Below are 16,575 nucleotides of genomic sequence, written 5' to 3' on the forward strand. Positions count from 1 at the left end.
GACTGAGGAGCAAGTGATGGACGATCCTCGCACGGTCGCGCTGTCGGAAGATCAGGCCGCGTTCGTCGACGGCCTTGTCGCTTCCGGCGTTTACCAGAACGAGGGCGAGGTCATTCGCGCCGGTCTCGACGCATTGCGGACGCGCGAGGGCGAGCTCGCAGAGTGGCTGGCGCGCGAAGTGACGCCGGTGATCGAAGCGCTCGAAGCCGATCCGTCCCGCGCGATTCCTGCCGAAGACGTCTTCGCCGAGCTTCGTGCGCGTCACGCCGCGCGGTTCGATCAAGACGCATGACGCCGCGGCGAGTCGAGATCTCGCCAGAAGCAGCCAGCGATCTCTACAGCATCCATAGATGGATCGCGGATGCAGGATCACGCCAGAACGCGTCGAGCTTCATAAGCAAGATCGAGCGCTTCTGCCTCAACCTGGCGACGGCGCCTGAGCGCGGCAGACGGCTTCGCATCTATGGCGACCGTCACATTCGGGCGGTGGGGTTTCGACGGCAGGCGACGGTGCTGTTTCGCGTGGAGCCCGACCGCGTCACCATCTTGCGCGTCCATCGCGCAGGCATGGATTGGGCCGCCGATTTTCCGCAGGAGAGCTGAGGCCGCCTTACGCGATCTTCTCTTCCGCGCCGAGCGTGACGTCGGCCCGCGCCGGAAGGCGGATCAGCACCACGGTGCCGACCCCGACGGTCGAGCGGATGCGCATCGATCCGCCATGCAGTTCTGCGAGCGAGCGCGCGATGGCGAGGCCGAGGCCCGACCCCTTGTGGCTCTTCGAGAACTGGTTCTCGACCTGCTCGAAGGGTCGTCCAAGCTTCTCGATGGCGTCCTTCGAGATGCCGATCCCGGTGTCCTCGATATAGAGGTTCATGGCGTCGCCGACCGAGCGGGTGCGGATCGTCACGCGCCCGCCCGCCGGCGTGAACTTCACGGCGTTGGAGAGAAGGTTCAGCAGGATCTGCTTCAGCGCGCGACGGTCGACCTCCACGGTCACGCCGCAGGCGGCCTCGGCGCGCAGCGCGATCGACTTCTCCTCGGCCTTCGGCGTGATGACGCGCATGGCGTCCATCACCACCTTGTCGATGTCGACCGTCTCGCGGGCGATCATGAAGCGGCCGGCCTCGATCTTCGACATGTCGAGAATGTCGGAGATGACGTCGAGCAGATACTGGCCGCTCTCGCGAATGTCGCCGGCGTATTCGGCGTATTTCTCAGAGCCGAGCGGGCCGAACAGGCCCGACACCATGATCTCGGAGAAGCCCAGGATCGCGTTCAGCGGCGTGCGGAGCTCGTGGGAGATGTTGGCGAGGAAGTCGGACTTCGCCTTCGAGGCGAGCTCGGCCTCGCTCTTCTGCTCGGCGTATTTCTCGGCGAGGTCGGCGAGCTGCTGGGCCTGGACCTCGAGCGTCTGGCGCGACTTCCGCAGGTCCGCGACATTGGCCATCAGGGCCTTCTCGCTGTCCATCAGGCGTTCTTCCTGACGCTTCAGCGAGGTGATGTCGGTGCCGACCGACACGAAGCCGCCGTCCTTGGTGCGGCGCTCGTTGATGCGCAGCCAGCGGCCGTCCTCGATCTGGGCCTCGAACGACCGGGCGCCGTCCTCGACGCGCCCGTCGGGGCGCACGGAGTTGACGATGACCGGCTGGCGGCCCGCCGCGATGATGTCGGCCCGCGCCGCGCCGGGCGTCACGGACTCGTCGCCGAGCTCGTAGAGCTGCTGGAACTTCGAATTGCAGGTCACGAGCCGGTTGCCGGCGTCCCACAGCACGAAGGCCTCGGAGATGGTCTCGATGGCGTCGCGCAGGCGCATGTCGGCGGTCGCGGTGCGTTCGGCGAGCGTGCGGTGCTCGGTGACGTCGACGCAGATGCCGATGAGGCGCAGCCCGTCGTCCTGACGGTCGCGAACCACCTCGGCGCGGGCGCGCAGCCACTTCCATTCGCCGTCGGCGTTGCGGGCGCGGAACACGCGGTCGATGTTGACGGCGCGCCCGCAGACGATCTCGTCGGCGAGGCCGTAGAGGTCGATGTCGTCGGCGTGGGCGATGGCGTTGAACTCGCCGAACGACACCAGCTCGTCGCGTGGCGGATAACCCAGCATCTCGAACAGCGAGCGCGACCAGAAGATGCGCCCGCGCGCCACGTCCCAGTCGAACAGGCCGCAATGGCCGCGCGAGAGCGCCGTTTCGTTGCGGACCTGAACGCGCTCGTAGACGTCGTCGACGCGGCGCGTGCGGCTCGATTGCCAGTGGAACGCGAAGCCGAGCAGAGCCAGCACGAAGCCGGTGGAGGCGTAGACCGTGACGGTCGAGCGCGTCTGCGCCCGCCAGGCCGCCAGCGCGTCGTCGACGCCCTGCACCACGGCGATCTGGCCGGGCCGGCCGGTCAGGTTCCGCACGGTGGCGAGCGCCGCCGCGCCGTCGGGCAGGGTGAGCTTCATGACGCCGGCGCGCTCGCCGAAGGTGGTGAGCGGCTGCGCGGGTCCGAGCAGGGTGACGAGGTCGGCGGGCGGCTGGCCTTCGGGGGCGCCGGCGACCGCGACGACGCGGCCGGTCTCGTCGGCGAGGTAGAGCTTGCGGCCGCGTTCGGCGGCGTTGCGTGGCAGGGCGGCGACGAGCGCCTCGCCGAAGTCGCGGGCGTCCTGATGCTTGCTGACGCGGGGGGCCTCGTAGGCCGCGATCGCCGCGAGCGCGCCGAGATCGTCGGCCGCGGCCTCGAGCGTCTGGTTGCGGGCGTCTATCGTCTGGATCGCGACGACGCCTGCGAGGGTGATGAGGAACAGCACGATGAGCGCCGGGACGAGGCGCCTCAGCACGGGCTCGGCGGCGAGGATGCGGCGATGGGCGGGGGCGAACCACGCCGTCGTCTGGTCTCGCATTTCGCGACGACGCACGAATAGTCCCGCCACGGTGGCGCGCGCCATCGCAGTTCCTTCCGACCCGAAAGAGACCTTAAGTCGATTCGCGAACCCCGCTCGTCGAATCGACTTCAGTATTAGAATCAATACGCAGGGTCTCTGTCCAGCGGGAATTAAACGTCCGTTAATTACTTCTCGTGGTGTCGCCAAAAAGACGAGTCGGATGAATCACTTGGCGGCCTTGTACGGAAGAACCCGTATCAGGCCGCGGCGAGCGCCCGGCGCACGATGTCGGCGACGTCCGGCGAGAGCCTCGGCAGCTCTGCGAGGCGGCGCAACGCGGCCTCCGCCTTGGCCCGGCGTTCGGGCTCGAGCGCGCGCCAGGTGCGGAACGCGCCGAGGAGCCGCGCGGCGACCTGCGGGTTGGTCGAGTTGAGCTCGGCGGCCACGCCCGCGACGAAGTCGTAGCCTCGTCCGTCGGCGCGGTTGAACTGGGTCGGGTTGCCGGCTCCAAAGGCGCCGATGAGCGAGCGCACGCGGTTCGGGTTCTTGATGTCGAAGGCGGGCGAGGCCATCAGCGCCTCGACCCGCGACAGCGTGTCGGGAAGCGGCGCGGACGCCTGGATCAGGAACCACTTGTCGACGAGCAGCGGGTTGGTCCCGTAGGTCGCGGCGAACTCGGCCAGCGTCTCGTCGCGTTCGGGGGTCGCGGAGAGCGACAGCACCTGCATGGCCATCACGCGGTCGGTCATGTTGCCGGCGGAAGAGTACAGATTGCGGGCGGCCTCGACGCCTGCGCGCGCGCCGTCGGCGGCCAGGAGATCGAGCGCCGCGACCTTGAGCGCGCGACGGCCGGCGGAGACCGGGTCGGGCGCGTAGGGGCCGGTCTCGGCGAGCCGTTCGATCGCCCCGGCGAGCGCGCCCGAGAGCCCGTCGTGGAGCGCGCGCTTCAGGCCGAGGCGCGCGGCGTGGATCGCGTCCGGATCGACGTTCTCGCCGATCTCGCGCGCGACGTCGCCCTCGCTCGGAAGGCTCGCGACCTGCGCCGCATAGGCGTAGTCGGTCTCGTGCGGATCGAATGCGCGGCCGACGGCCTCGACGATCCGGGGATCGGGAGTGAGCGCGCGACCGTCCCGCGCCGCCGCCGTCGCCTCCACCAGGTGACGCAGCGCCACAGTCTGCAGCGATTGCCAGCGGTTGAACGGATCGGAGTCGTGGCCGGCGAGGAACAGCAGGTCGTCGTTCGAGATGTCGCTTGAAAGTTTGACGGGCGCGGAGAAGTTCCTGAACAACGAGAGCGCGGGCCGCTCCGCGAGATCTTCGAACACGATGGCTTTGCTGTCGGTCTCGAAGGTGAAGACAGGCCCGGCCTCCCTGCCGCCGACCTTGAGCGGCAGGTCGCGCCCGTCCTGCCCGACGAGGCCGATCGTCACCGGCAGCACCACGGGAAGCTTCGTGGGCTGGCCCGGGGTGGGGCGCGTCTTTTGCGACAGCTCCAGCGTCAGCGTTCTGGCGGTGGCGTCATAGGCCGAGGTGGCGGCGACTTCGGGCGTGCCCGCCTGGTCGTACCAGCGCATCCACGCGCTCATGTCGCGGCCCGAGACCTCGCCGAAGCAGGCGACGAACTGCTCGATGGTGCAGGCCTCGCCGTCATGGCGCTCGAAATAGAGGTCCATGCCGGACCTGAAATGCTCGTCGCCGATCCAGGTCTTGAGCATGCGGATGACCTCCGCGCCCTTCTCGTAGACGGTCGGCGTGTAGAAGTTGTTGATCTCGTGGTAGATTTGCGGCCGCACCGGATGGCTGAGCGGTCCGGCGTCCTCGGCGAACTGCAGCGCGCGCAGGTTGCGGACGTCCTGGATGCGCTTCACCGGCCGCGAGCGGCGGTCGGAGGTGAACTCCTGGTCGCGGAAGACCGTCAGCCCTTCCTTCAGGCACAGCTGGAACCAGTCGCGGCAGGTGATGCGGTCGCCCGTCCAGTTGTGGAAGTATTCGTGCGCGATGATCGCCTCGATGTTGGCGTAGTCGCCGTCGGTGGCGGTCTCGGGCGAGGCGAGCACGTATTTGTCGTTGAAGACGTTGAGACCCTTGTTCTCCATCGCGCCCATGTTGAAGTGCGAGACGGCCACGACCATGAAGACGTCGAGGTCGTATTCGCGGCCGAACGCCTCCTCGTCCCATTTCATCGAGGCCTTGATCGCCTCCATGGCGTGAAGCGCCTGATCCTCGCGGCCGTGCTCGACAAACACCTTCAGCGCGACGTCGCGTCCGCCCATGGTGACGAAAGAATCCTCGACCACGCCGAGGTCGCCCGCGACGAGCGCGAACAGGTAGGAGGGCTTCTTCCAGGGGTCATGCCAGACCGCGTAATGGCGGCCCTCGCCGGCCTCGCCCGTCTCCACGAGGTCGCCGTTCGAGAGCAGGACGGGGCACTCGTCCTTCGGGCCCTCGACGCGGGTGGTGTAGACCGCGAGCACGTCCGGGCGGTCGGGAAGTAGGTGATGCGCCGGAAGCCCTCGGCCTCGCACTGCGTCGTATAGGAAGCGTTGGAGCGGTAGAGCCCCATCAGCTTGGTGTTGGCCGCAGGATCGATCTCGGTGACGATCTCGAGCTCGAACGCCCCGCGGGGCGGATTGGCGATCACGAGCCGCTCCGGCGAGACGTCGAGGTCGCCTTCGCCGAGCCATTCCGTCGATCGACGCCGACACCAGCTTCAGCTCGTCGCCGTCGAGCTTGAGCGCCGCCCCGGCGTCGCCGAGCGGGTTCGGGCGCATCTTGAGCGTCGCCGTGACGCGCGTCGCCGACGGCTCGAGGCGGAAGTCGAGATGGACCTCGTCGATCAGGAAGTCCGAGGGGCGATACTCGGACAGACGGACGGGGCGGGGATCCTCGGCGCGCATGACGGCGGCTCCACTCGTGGGACGGACGGGCCGAACCGTTTAGGCCTCCGGAGCGGGCGGGAGCAAGGCGGCGCCTGTCGACGTGCTGCGAACGATCGACGTCGAGCGGCGCAATGACGTCCGTAACATGGCCGCCGGCCAGAGCTGGCCGCGTCTGAAAAGCGCTCGCTCAATCAGATGCATGTGCAGAAGGTCAGCATCGGTGACCAAGTCAATATATGATGAAAGCTTGACGGTAGTCGGATCTAGGAGAATAGTTAAAGCATGTCTGAGTTAATGATCAAGTGAATACTCTAATTCGACCAAAGATCGGGAGGGTAGCATGAGGTTGTTATCAGTAGTCTGTGTTTCTGGTTTGGCGCTCGCCACAGTCGTTCCTGCGCAGGCCGACATCCTGAAGTTCGTCGCGAACACAGTGGCCCAGACGTTCACCACCGCGCGGGACCTGACGATCAACGAGCAGAACGGCGCGTTCTCGACCAACTTCAAGGTCAAGAAGGAGAATTGGGTCGTCATCAACTTCTCGGCCGAGTGCCTCGTGACGGGCAGCAACAACAGCTATGTCGATATCGACATCGCCGTTCGATACGAAGGCACGTCGACCTTCGTGCCCCTGCCGCCGACGAGCGGCGACAATTCGTTCTGCGCGCCGGGAACGAACACCGGGTCCTACTGGGTGAGCGCGTCCACGGCGGGCGGCGCGGTGATGCCGGTCGGAAACCACACGGTCAAAGTCATCGCTCGGCCGCTTGGATCCGTGACTTCGGTGCGGATCGACGACCTGGCGCTCTACGTCATCGACTGACGTTGGACTGAGACGCGCGCCGGGGGACCGCTTGGGGTTCCTCCGGCGGCGCCGTCAGCGCTCGCTCCAGACGGGGGCGCGCTTCTCCCGGAAGGCCGCGACGCCCTCGGCGCAATCGGGGCTCGCGCCGGCCTGCGCCTGAAGGCGACGCTCCAGCGCGATCTGTTCCTCAAACGTGTTTTCGGCCGAGGCCGCGAAGGCGCGCTTGGTCAGCGCGATCGCGCTCGCCGAGCCCGCCGCGAGCTTTTGGGCGAGCGCGACCGCGTCCTCGACCAGCCGATCGTCGTCGAAAACCGCCCAGATCAGTCCCCAGTCGCGCGCTGTTTCGGCCGGCAGCGGCTCGCCGAGCAGGCAGAGCGCCTTGGCGCGCGCGGTCCCGACCAGGCGCGGCAGCGTCCAGGCGCCGCCGACGTCCGGGATCAGGCCGATCTTGCCGAACGCCTCGACGAAGGCCGCCGAGCGCCCCGCCACCACGATGTCGGCGAGCAGCGCGAAGTTGGCGCCGGCCCCCGCCGCGACCCCGTTGACCGCGGCGACGATCGGCAGCGGACAGGCGCGGATCTTGGCGATCACCGGCTCGTAATGGCGCTCGAGCATCCGGCCGACGTCGCGCTCTTCCGGCGGAAGGCTCGCGAAGGCGACGAGGTTCTGGCCCGAGCAGAAGCCGCGGCCGGCGCCTGTGAACACGACGGCGCGGACCTTCGCGTCGGCCACGGCCTCGTCGAGCGCGGCTCCGATGGCGTCGAGCAGCTCGGGCGTGAAGGCGTTGATCCGGTCCGGCCGGTTCAGCGTCATCAGCGCGACGCCGCCGCGGCGTTCCATGAGGAGAGGGGCTTCGGTCACCGGCGGGTCTCCGGGGTGTGTAGGCTCACGTCAGCGGCCAAACCAACAGCAGAAGCGGGGTCGCGACAAGCAGTACGATAATCGAAAGCGGCGCGCCGAGGCGGGCGTAGTCGCCGTAGCGATAGCCGCCCGGGCCCATCACCAGCGTGTTGCACTGGTGGCCGATCGGGGTGAGGAAGTCGCAGCCCGCCCCGATCGCGACCGCCATCAGGAAGGCGTCGGGCTTGTAATTCAGCGAGGCGGCGAAGCTCGCGGCGATCGGGGCCATGACGAGCACGGTCGCGGCGTTGTTGAGGAAGGGCGTCACCGCGATCGCGGCCGCCATGATGAGCGCGAGCGCGCCCAGGGCGGCAGCTGCTGGGCGAGCTGCGACAGGCCATGGGCGATGAGGTCGGCGCCGCCGGTCTGCTGCACGCTGTCGGCGACCGGGATGAGCGCGGCCAGCATCACGAGGATCGGCGCGTCGAGCTGGTGGTAGACGTCGCGCGCCGGCAGCGCGCCGGAGAGCGCCATCAGGACGGCTGCGGAGAAGAACGCGACCGGCACCGGCGCGAGACCCGTGGCGGTGGCGATCATCGCCGCGGCGAGGATCGCGACGGGCGCGAGGCGCTGGCGGGTGACGCCGAGATTGAGCGCGCGCTCGGCGAGCGGCAGGCAGTCCCAGTCGCGCAGCAGCTCCGGCAGGCGGTTGCGGTCGCCCTGCAGCAGGCTGACGTCGCCTTCCGCGATGGTGATTTCGTGCAGCCGCTCCCTGAACCGCTTGCCGCGGCGCGAGACCGCGAGCAGCGTCATGCCGGTGCGGCGGGCGAGCGAAAGCCGCTGCGCCGTCATGCCGGCCAGGCCGGAGTTCGGCCCTACGATCGCCTCGACGGCGCCGAGCTCGATCTTGGCGTCGCTGTCGCCCTTGTCGCTGGTGAGCCTGAGCTTGCCTTGGCTCACGATGCGGTCGAGCGCCTGCGGGTCTCCTTCCAGCATCAGCACGTCGGAGACCGCGAGCGTCGCGGCCGGGAAGGGGGTGCGCCGCCGGCCCGAGGCGCCGACGATCGCCGTCACCATGGCCTCGCCCTCGGCCAGCGCCTCGAGCTCCTTCACGGTCTTGTCCACGAAGGGGCTGTCCTTCGTGACGCGCCTCGGTTGTGTAGTTCTTGATCTCGATCGCCTCTTCGAGATCGGCCTCGCCGCTCTGGCGTTCGGGCAGCAGGCGATAGCAGAAGACGAGGAACACGACGCCGACGAGCGCGAGCGCCGCGCCGACAGGCGTGAAGTCGAACATCGTGAAGGGCTGGCCCGTCATCTCGCCGCGCACGCGACTGACGATGACGTTGGGCGATGTGCCGACCTGCGTCATCAGCCCGCCGAGCAGCGAACCGAACGACATCGGCATCAGGAAGAGAGAGGGCGACACCGAGGAGCGCCGCGCCATCTGGATCGCGATCGGCATCATGATCGCGAGCGCGCCGACGTTCTTCACGAAGGCCGACAGCACGGTGACGATGAGCACGAGCGTGAGCAGCTGGAGGCGCGGCTCCGACAGGTTCGGCGCGAAGCGCTGGATCGCGGCCTCCATGACGCCCGACCGCGCGATCGCGCCGCTGACCACGAGCGCGGAGGCGACGATGACGACGATGTCGTCGGCGAAGCCGGAAAACGCGTCTGCGGGCTTCACGACCCCGACGACGACGGCCGCGAGTAGCGCTCCGCACGCGACGAGGTCGTAGCGGACGCGGCCCCAGACGAAGGCCGCCATCATCAGCGCGATGATCCCGAAGGAGAGCGCTTGGGGAAGCGTCATGCGGGATGCGGGGAGGGGACGCGGAGGAGGCTCATCGCGGACTCATGATAGAGCGCGCCGCCCTCTTGTCCCGGCCTTGAGCCGGGACCCAAAGCCGAGACGTTCGAGGAAAAACTCGACCGAGCCGCCTATGACCCGATGCCGCGTCGGTTCTGGGTCCCGGCTCAAAGGCCGGGACAAGCGCCTCTTCAGCCGAGCGCGCGGCCGAGCACGCGGGCGAGCCGTTCCGAGAACGCGCGCGGATCGGCGGGCCGTTCGCCGTCCAGGATCTTGGCCTCGTCGAAGAGGAGATGCACGGCGTCCTCGCGCAGCCCCGCTTCGGCCTCGCCCTTGGCCGCAAGCGCCGTCACCAGCGCGTGGGTCGGGTTGATCTCGAGCACGGGCTTGGAGGCCGATCCCTGGCCCGACGCCGCAAGGATCTTTTCGAGCTGACGGTCGAGGCCGTGGTCGGGCGCGACGAGGCAGACGGCGCTCGAGGTCAGGCGGTCGGAGGCGCGCACGTCCGAGACCGTGTCGCCGAGCGTCTCCTTGGCGTAGGCGATCAGCCCGCGACGGCTTCGCTCGCTTCCGGCGTCTCGGCGGTCTCGCTCTCGGACTTCGGGAAGGCCGAGAGGTCGGCCGCGCCCTGGCTCGCGGACTTGAACGGCTTTCCTTCGAAGCCTTGCGCATTGGTCACCCAGAAGCTGTCGACGGGGTCGGACAGCAGCAGCACCTCGATCCCGCGGGCGCGGAAGCCCTCGAGATGCGGAGAGGCCTTGAGCTGGTCGAGATTGCCGCCCGCGAGATAGTAGATCGCGGTCTGGTTCTCCTTGAGGCCCTCGACATAGTCCTTGAGCGAACGCCAGCCGTCGCCCGAGGCGGTCGAGCGGAAGCGCGAGAGCTTCAGGAGCTGCTCCTGACGCTCGAAGTCCTCGTAGAGCCCTTCCTTGATCACGGGGCCGAACGCCTCCCAGACCGTCGCGAAGGTCTCGGCCTCGTTCTGGGCGAGCTTTTCGAGGTCGCCGAGCACGCGGTTCGTCAGGCCTTTGCGGATCGCGGCGAGCACCGGGCTCTGCTGGATCATCTCGCGCGAGACGTTGAGCGGCAGGTCGTGGGAATCCACGAGGCCGCGCGTGAAGCGCAGGTAGCGCGGCAGCAGCTCGGCGTCGTCGGTGATGAAGACGCGTCGCACATAGAGCTTCATGCGGCCGCGCCGCTCGGCGTCGAACAGGTCGAAGGGCGCGGTCGAGGGCACGAAGGCGAGCGCGGTGTATTCGTGGCGGCCTTCCGCCCGGTAATGGATCGTCACCGCGGGCTCGTCGAACTGGCCCGCGACGCTGCGGTAGAAGTCGGCGTACTCCTCCTTGGTCACCTCGGCCTTCGGGCGCGTCCAGAGCGCGGCGCCGTCGGCGATCTGCTGCGGCTCGTCGCCCGGCTTCTCGACGAGCGCGATCGGCACCGGGACATGGCCGGACTGCGCTTTCACGATGCGCTCCAGCGTCCACTTGTCGGCGTAGGACTTGGCCTCTTCTGTGAGATGCAGCGTCACGCGGGTGCCGCGCGCCGGCGCCTCGGCGAGATCGAGGGCCGCGATCGTGTATTCGCCCTTGCCGTCCGACGACCAGAGCGAGGCCTCCTCGGCCCCCGCCCGGCGCGAGGCGACATCGACCCGGTCCGCGACCATGAAGGCGGAGTAGAAGCCGACGCCGAACTGGCCGATGAGCTGCGCGCCGTCCTTGGAGCCTTGGGCCGCTTCGATGCGCTCCATGAAGGCCTTGGTGCCCGACCGCGCGATGGTGCCGAGCGCCTCGATCATCTCCTCGGCGCTCATGCCGACGCCGTTGTCCTCGATCACGAGGCGGCCGGCGTCCTTGTCGGCGGTGATCAGGATGCGGGGTTTTGGATCCTCGCCCAGCAGAGCCGGGTTCTGGATCGCCTCGAAGCGCAGCTTCTCGCAGGCGTCGGCGGCGTTCGAGATCAGCTCGCGCAGGAAGACGTCGCGGTCGGAATAGACCGAATGCACCATCATGTGCAGGAGCTTCGCGACGTCGGCCTCGAAGGCGCGCGACTGCGGGGCGGCGGTCGTCTCGGTCATTGGGGCGTTGTCCCTCAGCGTCTTTTCGGCGGCTCAGATGGCCGGGACGGCAGGGAAATTCAAGCGGCGGATCGGGACGTCGACGCGTCGGGCGGGGTGAACCGGCGATGAACGGCGCGAGACCGGCGCCGTTCACCGCCGAAGTGTTCTCATGGCGACAGGTCTTTTTCTCATGGCGAAAGGTCTTCGGGCCGCTTTCGCTTCACGGGAGCTCTGCGATGTTTTCCAATCTCATCGGCGGCCGGGCCGTCCGCGCGTCGCTTGTCGCGCTCACCATCGCGGCCGTCGCCGCCCCGAGCGCGGCCGAAGCCGGCAGGAGGACGCGCACGGCGGTCGGCGTCGGCGTCGCGGCCGGCGTCATGGGCCTCGCGATCGGGGCCGCGGCCGCCAACGCGCAGGACCGCGAGGTCGGCTACGAAGACGAGGCGCGGGAGCCGCGCTGCTGGACCGAGCGCCAGGAAGTCGAGGACGAGTACGGCGACATCCATCTGCGCCGCGTCCGAGTCTGCGACTGACGAAGAGACGCGCGGGTCTCCGCAGACGCACACGATCTCGTGAGCGCTCCTCCGTAGAATTGCTTACGGGCTTGCGGCGGAAAAGCAGTCCTCTTGCGAAATCTTAAGCGAGAACGGCCACTTTCGGCTCACCCGGTTCAGATTTCGTTCGCCGAACGACGAGGTTCGCCGGCTTGGCGACTTGAGCCTTCTCGCGACATCTTGCTAGATCACGTCAGCGAGATCCCCGTCGGGGGGATCCTGGGTTTCTATCGGGGGACGTCATGACCATCGACAAGCCGCGCAAAGCGGTCGCCATCGCGCTCGCCGGCGCCATGGGCCTCGCCATGCTGGTTCCGACCTCGGCCGAGGCCGGCCGTCGCAACTGGCGCGGCCATCATCATCACGGCGGCGGCGGGGCCGCGGCTGCGGCCGTCGGCATCGGCGTGCTGGGCGTTCTGGCCGCGACCGCCGCGGCGAACGCCGACCGCGAGTGCTGGTACGAGAAGCGCCGTTTCGAGACGGCCTCGGGCAAGATCGTGATCCGCAAGGTCAAGGTCTGCGACTGATCGCAGACGCCTTTCGGCTGGACTGGAAAAGCGGCCTCCGGGCCGCTTTTTCTTTGCGCGGAGAAAATCGAAAAAATCTTTCCGAGGTCATGAACCTCTCCGGCGGCCGCCACGACCAATGGTCATCGGGGCCGCGATGGGCGGCTTCAACAAGGATCCCGAAAGGACCGCCGCCATGACCGCCTTCTCGTCCAAGGTCGCCAAGACCGTCGCCGCCCTCGTCGCCGTCTCCACCCTCGCGCTCGCCGCCGCCCCCGCGGCCCAGGCCGGCGGCTGGCACGGACATCACCGCCATCACGGCTACGGCTACGGCGCGGCCGCTCTCGGCGGCGGCCTGCTGCTCGGCGCCCTCATCGCCTCGAACAGCCGCCCGGCCTACGGTTATGCCCGCGACTGCTGGATCGAGCGCCAGAAGCGCTACGACGCCTACGGCAACCGCTACTTCAAGCCGGTTAAGGTCTGCGACTGACGCGAGCCGGATGATCTCTGTCCCCGAGGCGGGGCGTCCTGTCGGGCGCTCCGCTTCTTCGCGTCAGACCCCGAACCGGCCGAGACCCGGCAGGTTGAGCGCAGGGCGGCGCAGCTCGACGCCGAATACGGCGCCGAGGACATTGAGCTCCAGACCCTCACGCCAGCCGACGGTGAGCCCGCCATAGCCGCCGAGCGTGAAGCGGACGCCGGTCTTCGACGGCGTGAGCGCGACCCAGTCGCCGCCATAGGGATAGTCTTTCCCGACCGCGGTCGTCGGAAGCTTGGCGTCGAGCTCGGGCGCCGCCGCCATCACCGCGGCCACGAAGGTGTTGGAGTTCGGCCCCGGCCAGGCGCGGTAGTCGCTCTGTTCGCGGAACTTGTAGCTCTCGATCGCCGCCCGGATCTGCGGGATCGCGCGTTCGGCGCGCTCGCCGTCGGCGGCGAACACGACGTCCGGAACCCTGCCGAACCAGCGCCCGTCCGCCACGAAGCCGTTGACGCGGATGGGCTCTCCCCAGGCCGTGTAGTCGTAGCGGGTGTAGCTCGACGCGCCCTTCGGCTTCACCACGATCCAGCAATGGGTCGCGAAGATGCCCTTCCAGCGCACGGTCCGGGCCGCGAAGACGCGCACGACCGCCTCCTGCTGCTCGGACGCCGGTTTCAGCAGGCCCGCGCTGGAGCGGTCCGCCGTGCGCCAGCCGGCGGCCTCGCCGTCGAGCGCGTAGAGCGCCGCCGAGACGGCGAGCGGGGCGAGGAACAGCAGCACGAAGGCGATTGCGAGCAGGCGGAGCACGGACACTGGCGGGTCGGATTCCATGAGTTTGCGCGGCCTCCGCCGCGCTCGCCTGACATGGGCGCCGGCTTGATCGGAGGGGAGGGGGCCGCACGCGGTCTTGATGCCGCAGCGTCACGCCGAAGCGGCTGATCGGCAACGCGCAAAGACCAAACCGCCGCCGTGCCGACGAGGCGCGTTGACACCGGGCGGGCGTCTGGCGCACCAAGATTCATGAGCAGCCGCCAGCCCCTGAACGTCTCGCTGACGCCCGAGCTCGAGGCCCTGATTTCTCGACGCCTCGCCTCCGGCGGCTATGCCGACGTCAGCGACGTCGTCCGCGCGGCGCTCCAGGCGTTCCATGAGGGCGCCGAAGGGCCGTCGCCCCGACCCATGGACGGATGGCCTTACGCCGGCGGCGACTGCGGCGCGCTGATCCGCTCGCGCGACTGGAGCCGGACGCCGCTCGGGCCGATCGACGGCTGGTCGCTCGAGCTTCGCGCGACCGTCGCCAACATCGTCAATTCGCCGGTCGCCAAAGTGCTGATGTGGGGGCCGTCCCACACGATGATCTACAACGACGCCTACAGCGAGATCGCCGGCTCCAACCATCCCCGCGCGCTCGGCGGCTCGGCGCCCGAGATCTGGCCGGAGATCTGGGACTGGAACAGCCGAATGCTCGAGGCGGGCTTCCGCGGCGAGCTGATGTCGTTCCGCGACCAGCCGATGACGCTCCTGCGCGGCGGGCGCGAAGACACCTTCGTCTTCGACCTGTTCTACACGCCCGTCTACGAGGCCGACGGCTCGATCGGCGGCGTGATGTGCACGGTCGTCGACAACAGCGTCCGCGTCGCGATCGACCGCAAGCTCGTCGAAAGCCACAGGCGGTTCCGCACCGCGATGGACGCGGTCCACGGGATCTTGTGGACCAACGACGCCTCCGGCCGGATGGCGGGCGAGCAGCCCGGCTGGGCGGCTCTGACGGGGCAATCCTACGAGGCGTATCAGGGCTATGGCTGGGCCGACGCCGTCCACCCTGAAGACGCGGCCGGAACGGTGTCGGCCTGGGAGGCGGCGCTCGCCGCCAAGGGCATGTTCGTCCACGAGCACAGGGTGCGCCGCGCCGACGGCGAGTGGCGGAGCTTCGCGATCCGCGCGCTTCCGATCATCGAGGCGAACGGCGAGATCGCCGAGTGGGTCGGGGTCCACACCGACATCACCCATCAGCGCGCGGCCGAGAGGGCGCTGCGCGAGCATTCCGAGGCGCTTGCGCGCCAGATCGCGCATCGCGAGCGCGCCGAGGAGCAGCTCCGCCGCCTGAACGAGGGGCTCGAGGCCCGCGTCGCGGCCGAGGTCGAGGAGCGCCGGCGCGCCGAGACCAAGCTCGCCCAGTCCCAGAAGATGGAGACCATCGGCAAGCTGACGGGCGGCGTCGCGCACGATTTCAACAATCTGCTGCAGGTCGTCTCGGGAAACCTCCAGCTGCTCGCCAGGGACATCGTCGGCAACGAGCGCGCGGAGCGGCGCGTCGCGAACGCCATGGCCGGCGTCTCGCGCGGCGCCAAGCTCGCCGCCCAGCTTCTCGCCTTCGGCCGTCGCCAGGCGCTCGAGCCGAAGGTCGTCAATGTCAGCCGCCTGGTGCAGGGCCTCGACGACATGCTGCGCCGCGCGATCGGCGAGGCGGTGGAGATCGAGACGATCTTCTCGGGCGCGCTGTGGAACACCTTCATCGACCCGGTGCAGGTCGAGACCGCGCTGCTCAACATGGCGATCAACGCCCGCGACGCCATGGAGGGCCGCGGCAGGCTCACGATCGAGCTCGCCAACGCCCATCTCGACGACGCCTATGCGCGCGACCATGACGAGGTGACGCCGGGCCAGTACGTGATGCTCGCCGTCACCGACACGGGCTGCGGCATGACGCCGGAGCTCGTCGAGAAGGTGTTCGAGCCGTTCTTCTCCACCAAGGCGGAAGGCAAGGGTTCAGGCCTCGGCCTCTCGATGGTCTACGGCTTCGTCAAGCAGTCCGGCGGCCATGTGAAGATCTATTCCGAGCCCGGCCATGGCACGACCATCCGCCTCTATCTTCCGCGCGCGGTGGAGGACGAGGACGTCGAGGTCGCGCCCGCCGCCGGCCCGCTCCAGGGCGGCACCGAGACCGTTCTGGTCGTCGAGGACGATCCCGAGGTGCGCGAGACGGTGATCGCGATGGTGTCGGATCTCGGCTACCGCGTGTTGCGGGCCGTGGACGCCACGAGCGCCCTCCACGTCATCGAAAGCGGCGTTCCGATCGACCTGCTGTTCACCGACGTCGTGATGCCGGGCGCGCTGAAGAGCCCGGAGCTCGCCCGCAAGGCGCGCGCGCGGCTGCCGGATCTCGCGGTGCTGTTCACCTCGGGCTACACCGAGAATTCGATCGTCCATGGCGGAAAGCTCGACGCGGGCGTGGAGCTCCTGTCCAAGCCCTACACGCGCGAGGCGCTGGCGCGGAAAGTTCCGGCATGTGCTGGCGAACCGCCGCCAGCGCGCCATCGCTCCGGCGCCGCAGCCCGACGTCAAATCCCCTTCGTCGGAGCCCGCTGCGAAACCGCCTGTCGACGCCTCCGCGCCGACCGTCCTGCTCGTCGAGGACGATGCGCTGATCCTGATGAACACCGCCGAGATGCTGCAGCAGGCCGGCTACCTCGTGGTCGAGGCCCGCAGCGCCGAGGAGGCGATGGCGGCGCTTCGCACCGCGCCGGTCGACGTGCTGGTGACCGACCTCAACCTGCCCGGCGCCTCCGGGGCGGCGCTCGCCGCCGAGGCGCGCGCGCTGCGCCCCGAGGCCGCCGTGGTCTATGCGACCGGCGACGCGACAGCGGTGCGCGACGAGGCGGGGGCCAACATCCTGTCGAAGCCCTACGACGCCGCGGAGCTCTTGCGCGTGGTCGAGGCCGCGCGGGGCGGCGCGACCCGGCGAGAGGCGTCGTCCGAGAGCGAGCCGGCCTGACGCTTCGGT

11 protein-coding genes and 4 pseudogenes are annotated in these 16,575 nt (G+C 68.9%); 7 read left to right on the plus strand and 8 right to left on the minus strand.

The genetic code is table 11. The annotated features are described in order from the left end of the window. The first annotated feature begins 16 nt into the window (after nt 1-16). Both K6K41_RS24555 and K6K41_RS24560 read left to right on the plus strand, forming a co-directional pair. A complete protein-coding gene (locus tag K6K41_RS24555) occupies nt 17-292 on the plus strand; it encodes a ribbon-helix-helix domain-containing protein (protein WP_261402679.1) in 276 nt (91 codons plus the stop codon). Then, a complete protein-coding gene (locus K6K41_RS24560; RefSeq protein ID WP_261402680.1) occupies nt 289-603 on the plus strand; it encodes a type II toxin-antitoxin system RelE/ParE family toxin in 315 nt (104 codons plus the stop codon). Before K6K41_RS24555 ends, K6K41_RS24560 begins: the two co-directional genes overlap by 4 nt. A 7-nt stretch (nt 604-610) precedes the next feature. On the opposite strand, the gene K6K41_RS24565 is transcribed toward K6K41_RS24560, so the two are convergent. Beyond that, the gene (locus K6K41_RS24565) at nt 611-2,923 is read right to left on the minus strand and encodes a PAS domain-containing sensor histidine kinase (RefSeq protein ID WP_261402681.1); all 2,313 of its coding nucleotides are present in this window, start codon (nt 2,921-2,923) and stop codon (nt 611-613) included. A gap of 194 nt (nt 2,924-3,117) precedes the next feature. Beyond that, nucleotides 3,118-5,757 (minus strand): annotated as a pseudogene (pepN, locus tag K6K41_RS24570) (aminopeptidase N). A 415-nt stretch (nt 5,758-6,172) separates the two neighbouring features. Between pepN and K6K41_RS24575 the strand changes: the two are divergent. After that, nucleotides 6,173-6,562 (plus strand): hypothetical protein, encoded by a 390-nt coding sequence (locus tag K6K41_RS24575; RefSeq protein WP_261402682.1) that lies wholly within the window; start codon nt 6,173-6,175, stop codon nt 6,560-6,562. A gap of 54 nt (nt 6,563-6,616) precedes the next feature. On the opposite strand, the gene K6K41_RS24580 is transcribed toward K6K41_RS24575, so the two are convergent. The 5 genes and pseudogenes from K6K41_RS24580 to htpG all read right to left on the minus strand — a co-directional run bounded on the left by K6K41_RS24580 (nt 6,617) and on the right by htpG (nt 11,271). Further along, nucleotides 6,617-7,384, minus strand: a complete 768-nt coding sequence (locus K6K41_RS24580; protein WP_378148809.1) for an enoyl-CoA hydratase-related protein — start codon at nt 7,382-7,384, stop codon at nt 6,617-6,619. A gap of 46 nt (nt 7,385-7,430) precedes the next feature. Then, entirely contained in the window at nt 7,431-7,730 is a 300-nt protein-coding gene (locus tag K6K41_RS30820) for an SLC13 family permease (RefSeq protein ID WP_428978615.1), read from the minus strand. Further along, nucleotides 7,709-8,509 (minus strand): TrkA C-terminal domain-containing protein, encoded by an 801-nt coding sequence (locus K6K41_RS30825; protein ID WP_428978551.1) that lies wholly within the window; start codon nt 8,507-8,509, stop codon nt 7,709-7,711. The genes K6K41_RS30820 and K6K41_RS30825 overlap by 22 nt, the downstream gene beginning before the upstream one ends. Then, nucleotides 8,403-9,197 (minus strand): annotated as a pseudogene (locus K6K41_RS30830) (SLC13 family permease); the annotation flags it as partial. The pseudogene K6K41_RS30830 and the gene K6K41_RS30825, both read right to left, overlap by 107 nt. Nucleotides 9,198-9,385: 188 nt before the next feature. Next, a pseudogene (gene htpG, locus K6K41_RS24590) lies at nt 9,386-11,271 on the minus strand (molecular chaperone HtpG). A gap of 218 nt (nt 11,272-11,489) precedes the next feature. On the opposite strand from htpG, the gene K6K41_RS24595 reads away from it, so the two are divergent. The 3 genes from K6K41_RS24595 to K6K41_RS24605 all read left to right on the plus strand — a co-directional run bounded on the left by K6K41_RS24595 (nt 11,490) and on the right by K6K41_RS24605 (nt 12,803). Further along, nucleotides 11,490-11,786, plus strand: coding sequence for a hypothetical protein (locus K6K41_RS24595; RefSeq protein ID WP_261402684.1), 297 nt, complete (start codon nt 11,490-11,492; stop codon nt 11,784-11,786). A 263-nt stretch (nt 11,787-12,049) separates the two neighbouring features. After that, complete coding sequence (locus K6K41_RS24600; protein ID WP_261402685.1) at nt 12,050-12,334, plus strand: hypothetical protein; 285 nt, start codon at nt 12,050-12,052, stop codon at nt 12,332-12,334. A 118-nt stretch (nt 12,335-12,452) separates the two neighbouring features. Then, nucleotides 12,453-12,803, plus strand: a complete 351-nt coding sequence (locus K6K41_RS24605) for a hypothetical protein (RefSeq protein WP_261402686.1) — start codon at nt 12,453-12,455, stop codon at nt 12,801-12,803. Between the two features lie 63 nt (nt 12,804-12,866). Here the strand turns inward: K6K41_RS24605 and K6K41_RS24610 are convergent, their stop codons facing one another. Then, a complete protein-coding gene (locus K6K41_RS24610) occupies nt 12,867-13,622 on the minus strand; it encodes a DUF3750 domain-containing protein (RefSeq protein ID WP_261402687.1) in 756 nt (251 codons plus the stop codon). Between the two features lie 348 nt (nt 13,623-13,970). Between K6K41_RS24610 and K6K41_RS24615 the strand changes: the two are divergent. Further along, nucleotides 13,971-16,566, plus strand: a pseudogene (locus tag K6K41_RS24615) (hybrid sensor histidine kinase/response regulator). Nucleotides 16,567-16,575 lie beyond the last annotated feature (9 nt).

The organism is Chenggangzhangella methanolivorans (genome assembly GCF_019797865.1).
Classification (GTDB): Bacteria; Pseudomonadota; Alphaproteobacteria; order Rhizobiales; family Methylopilaceae; genus Methylopila; species Methylopila methanolivorans.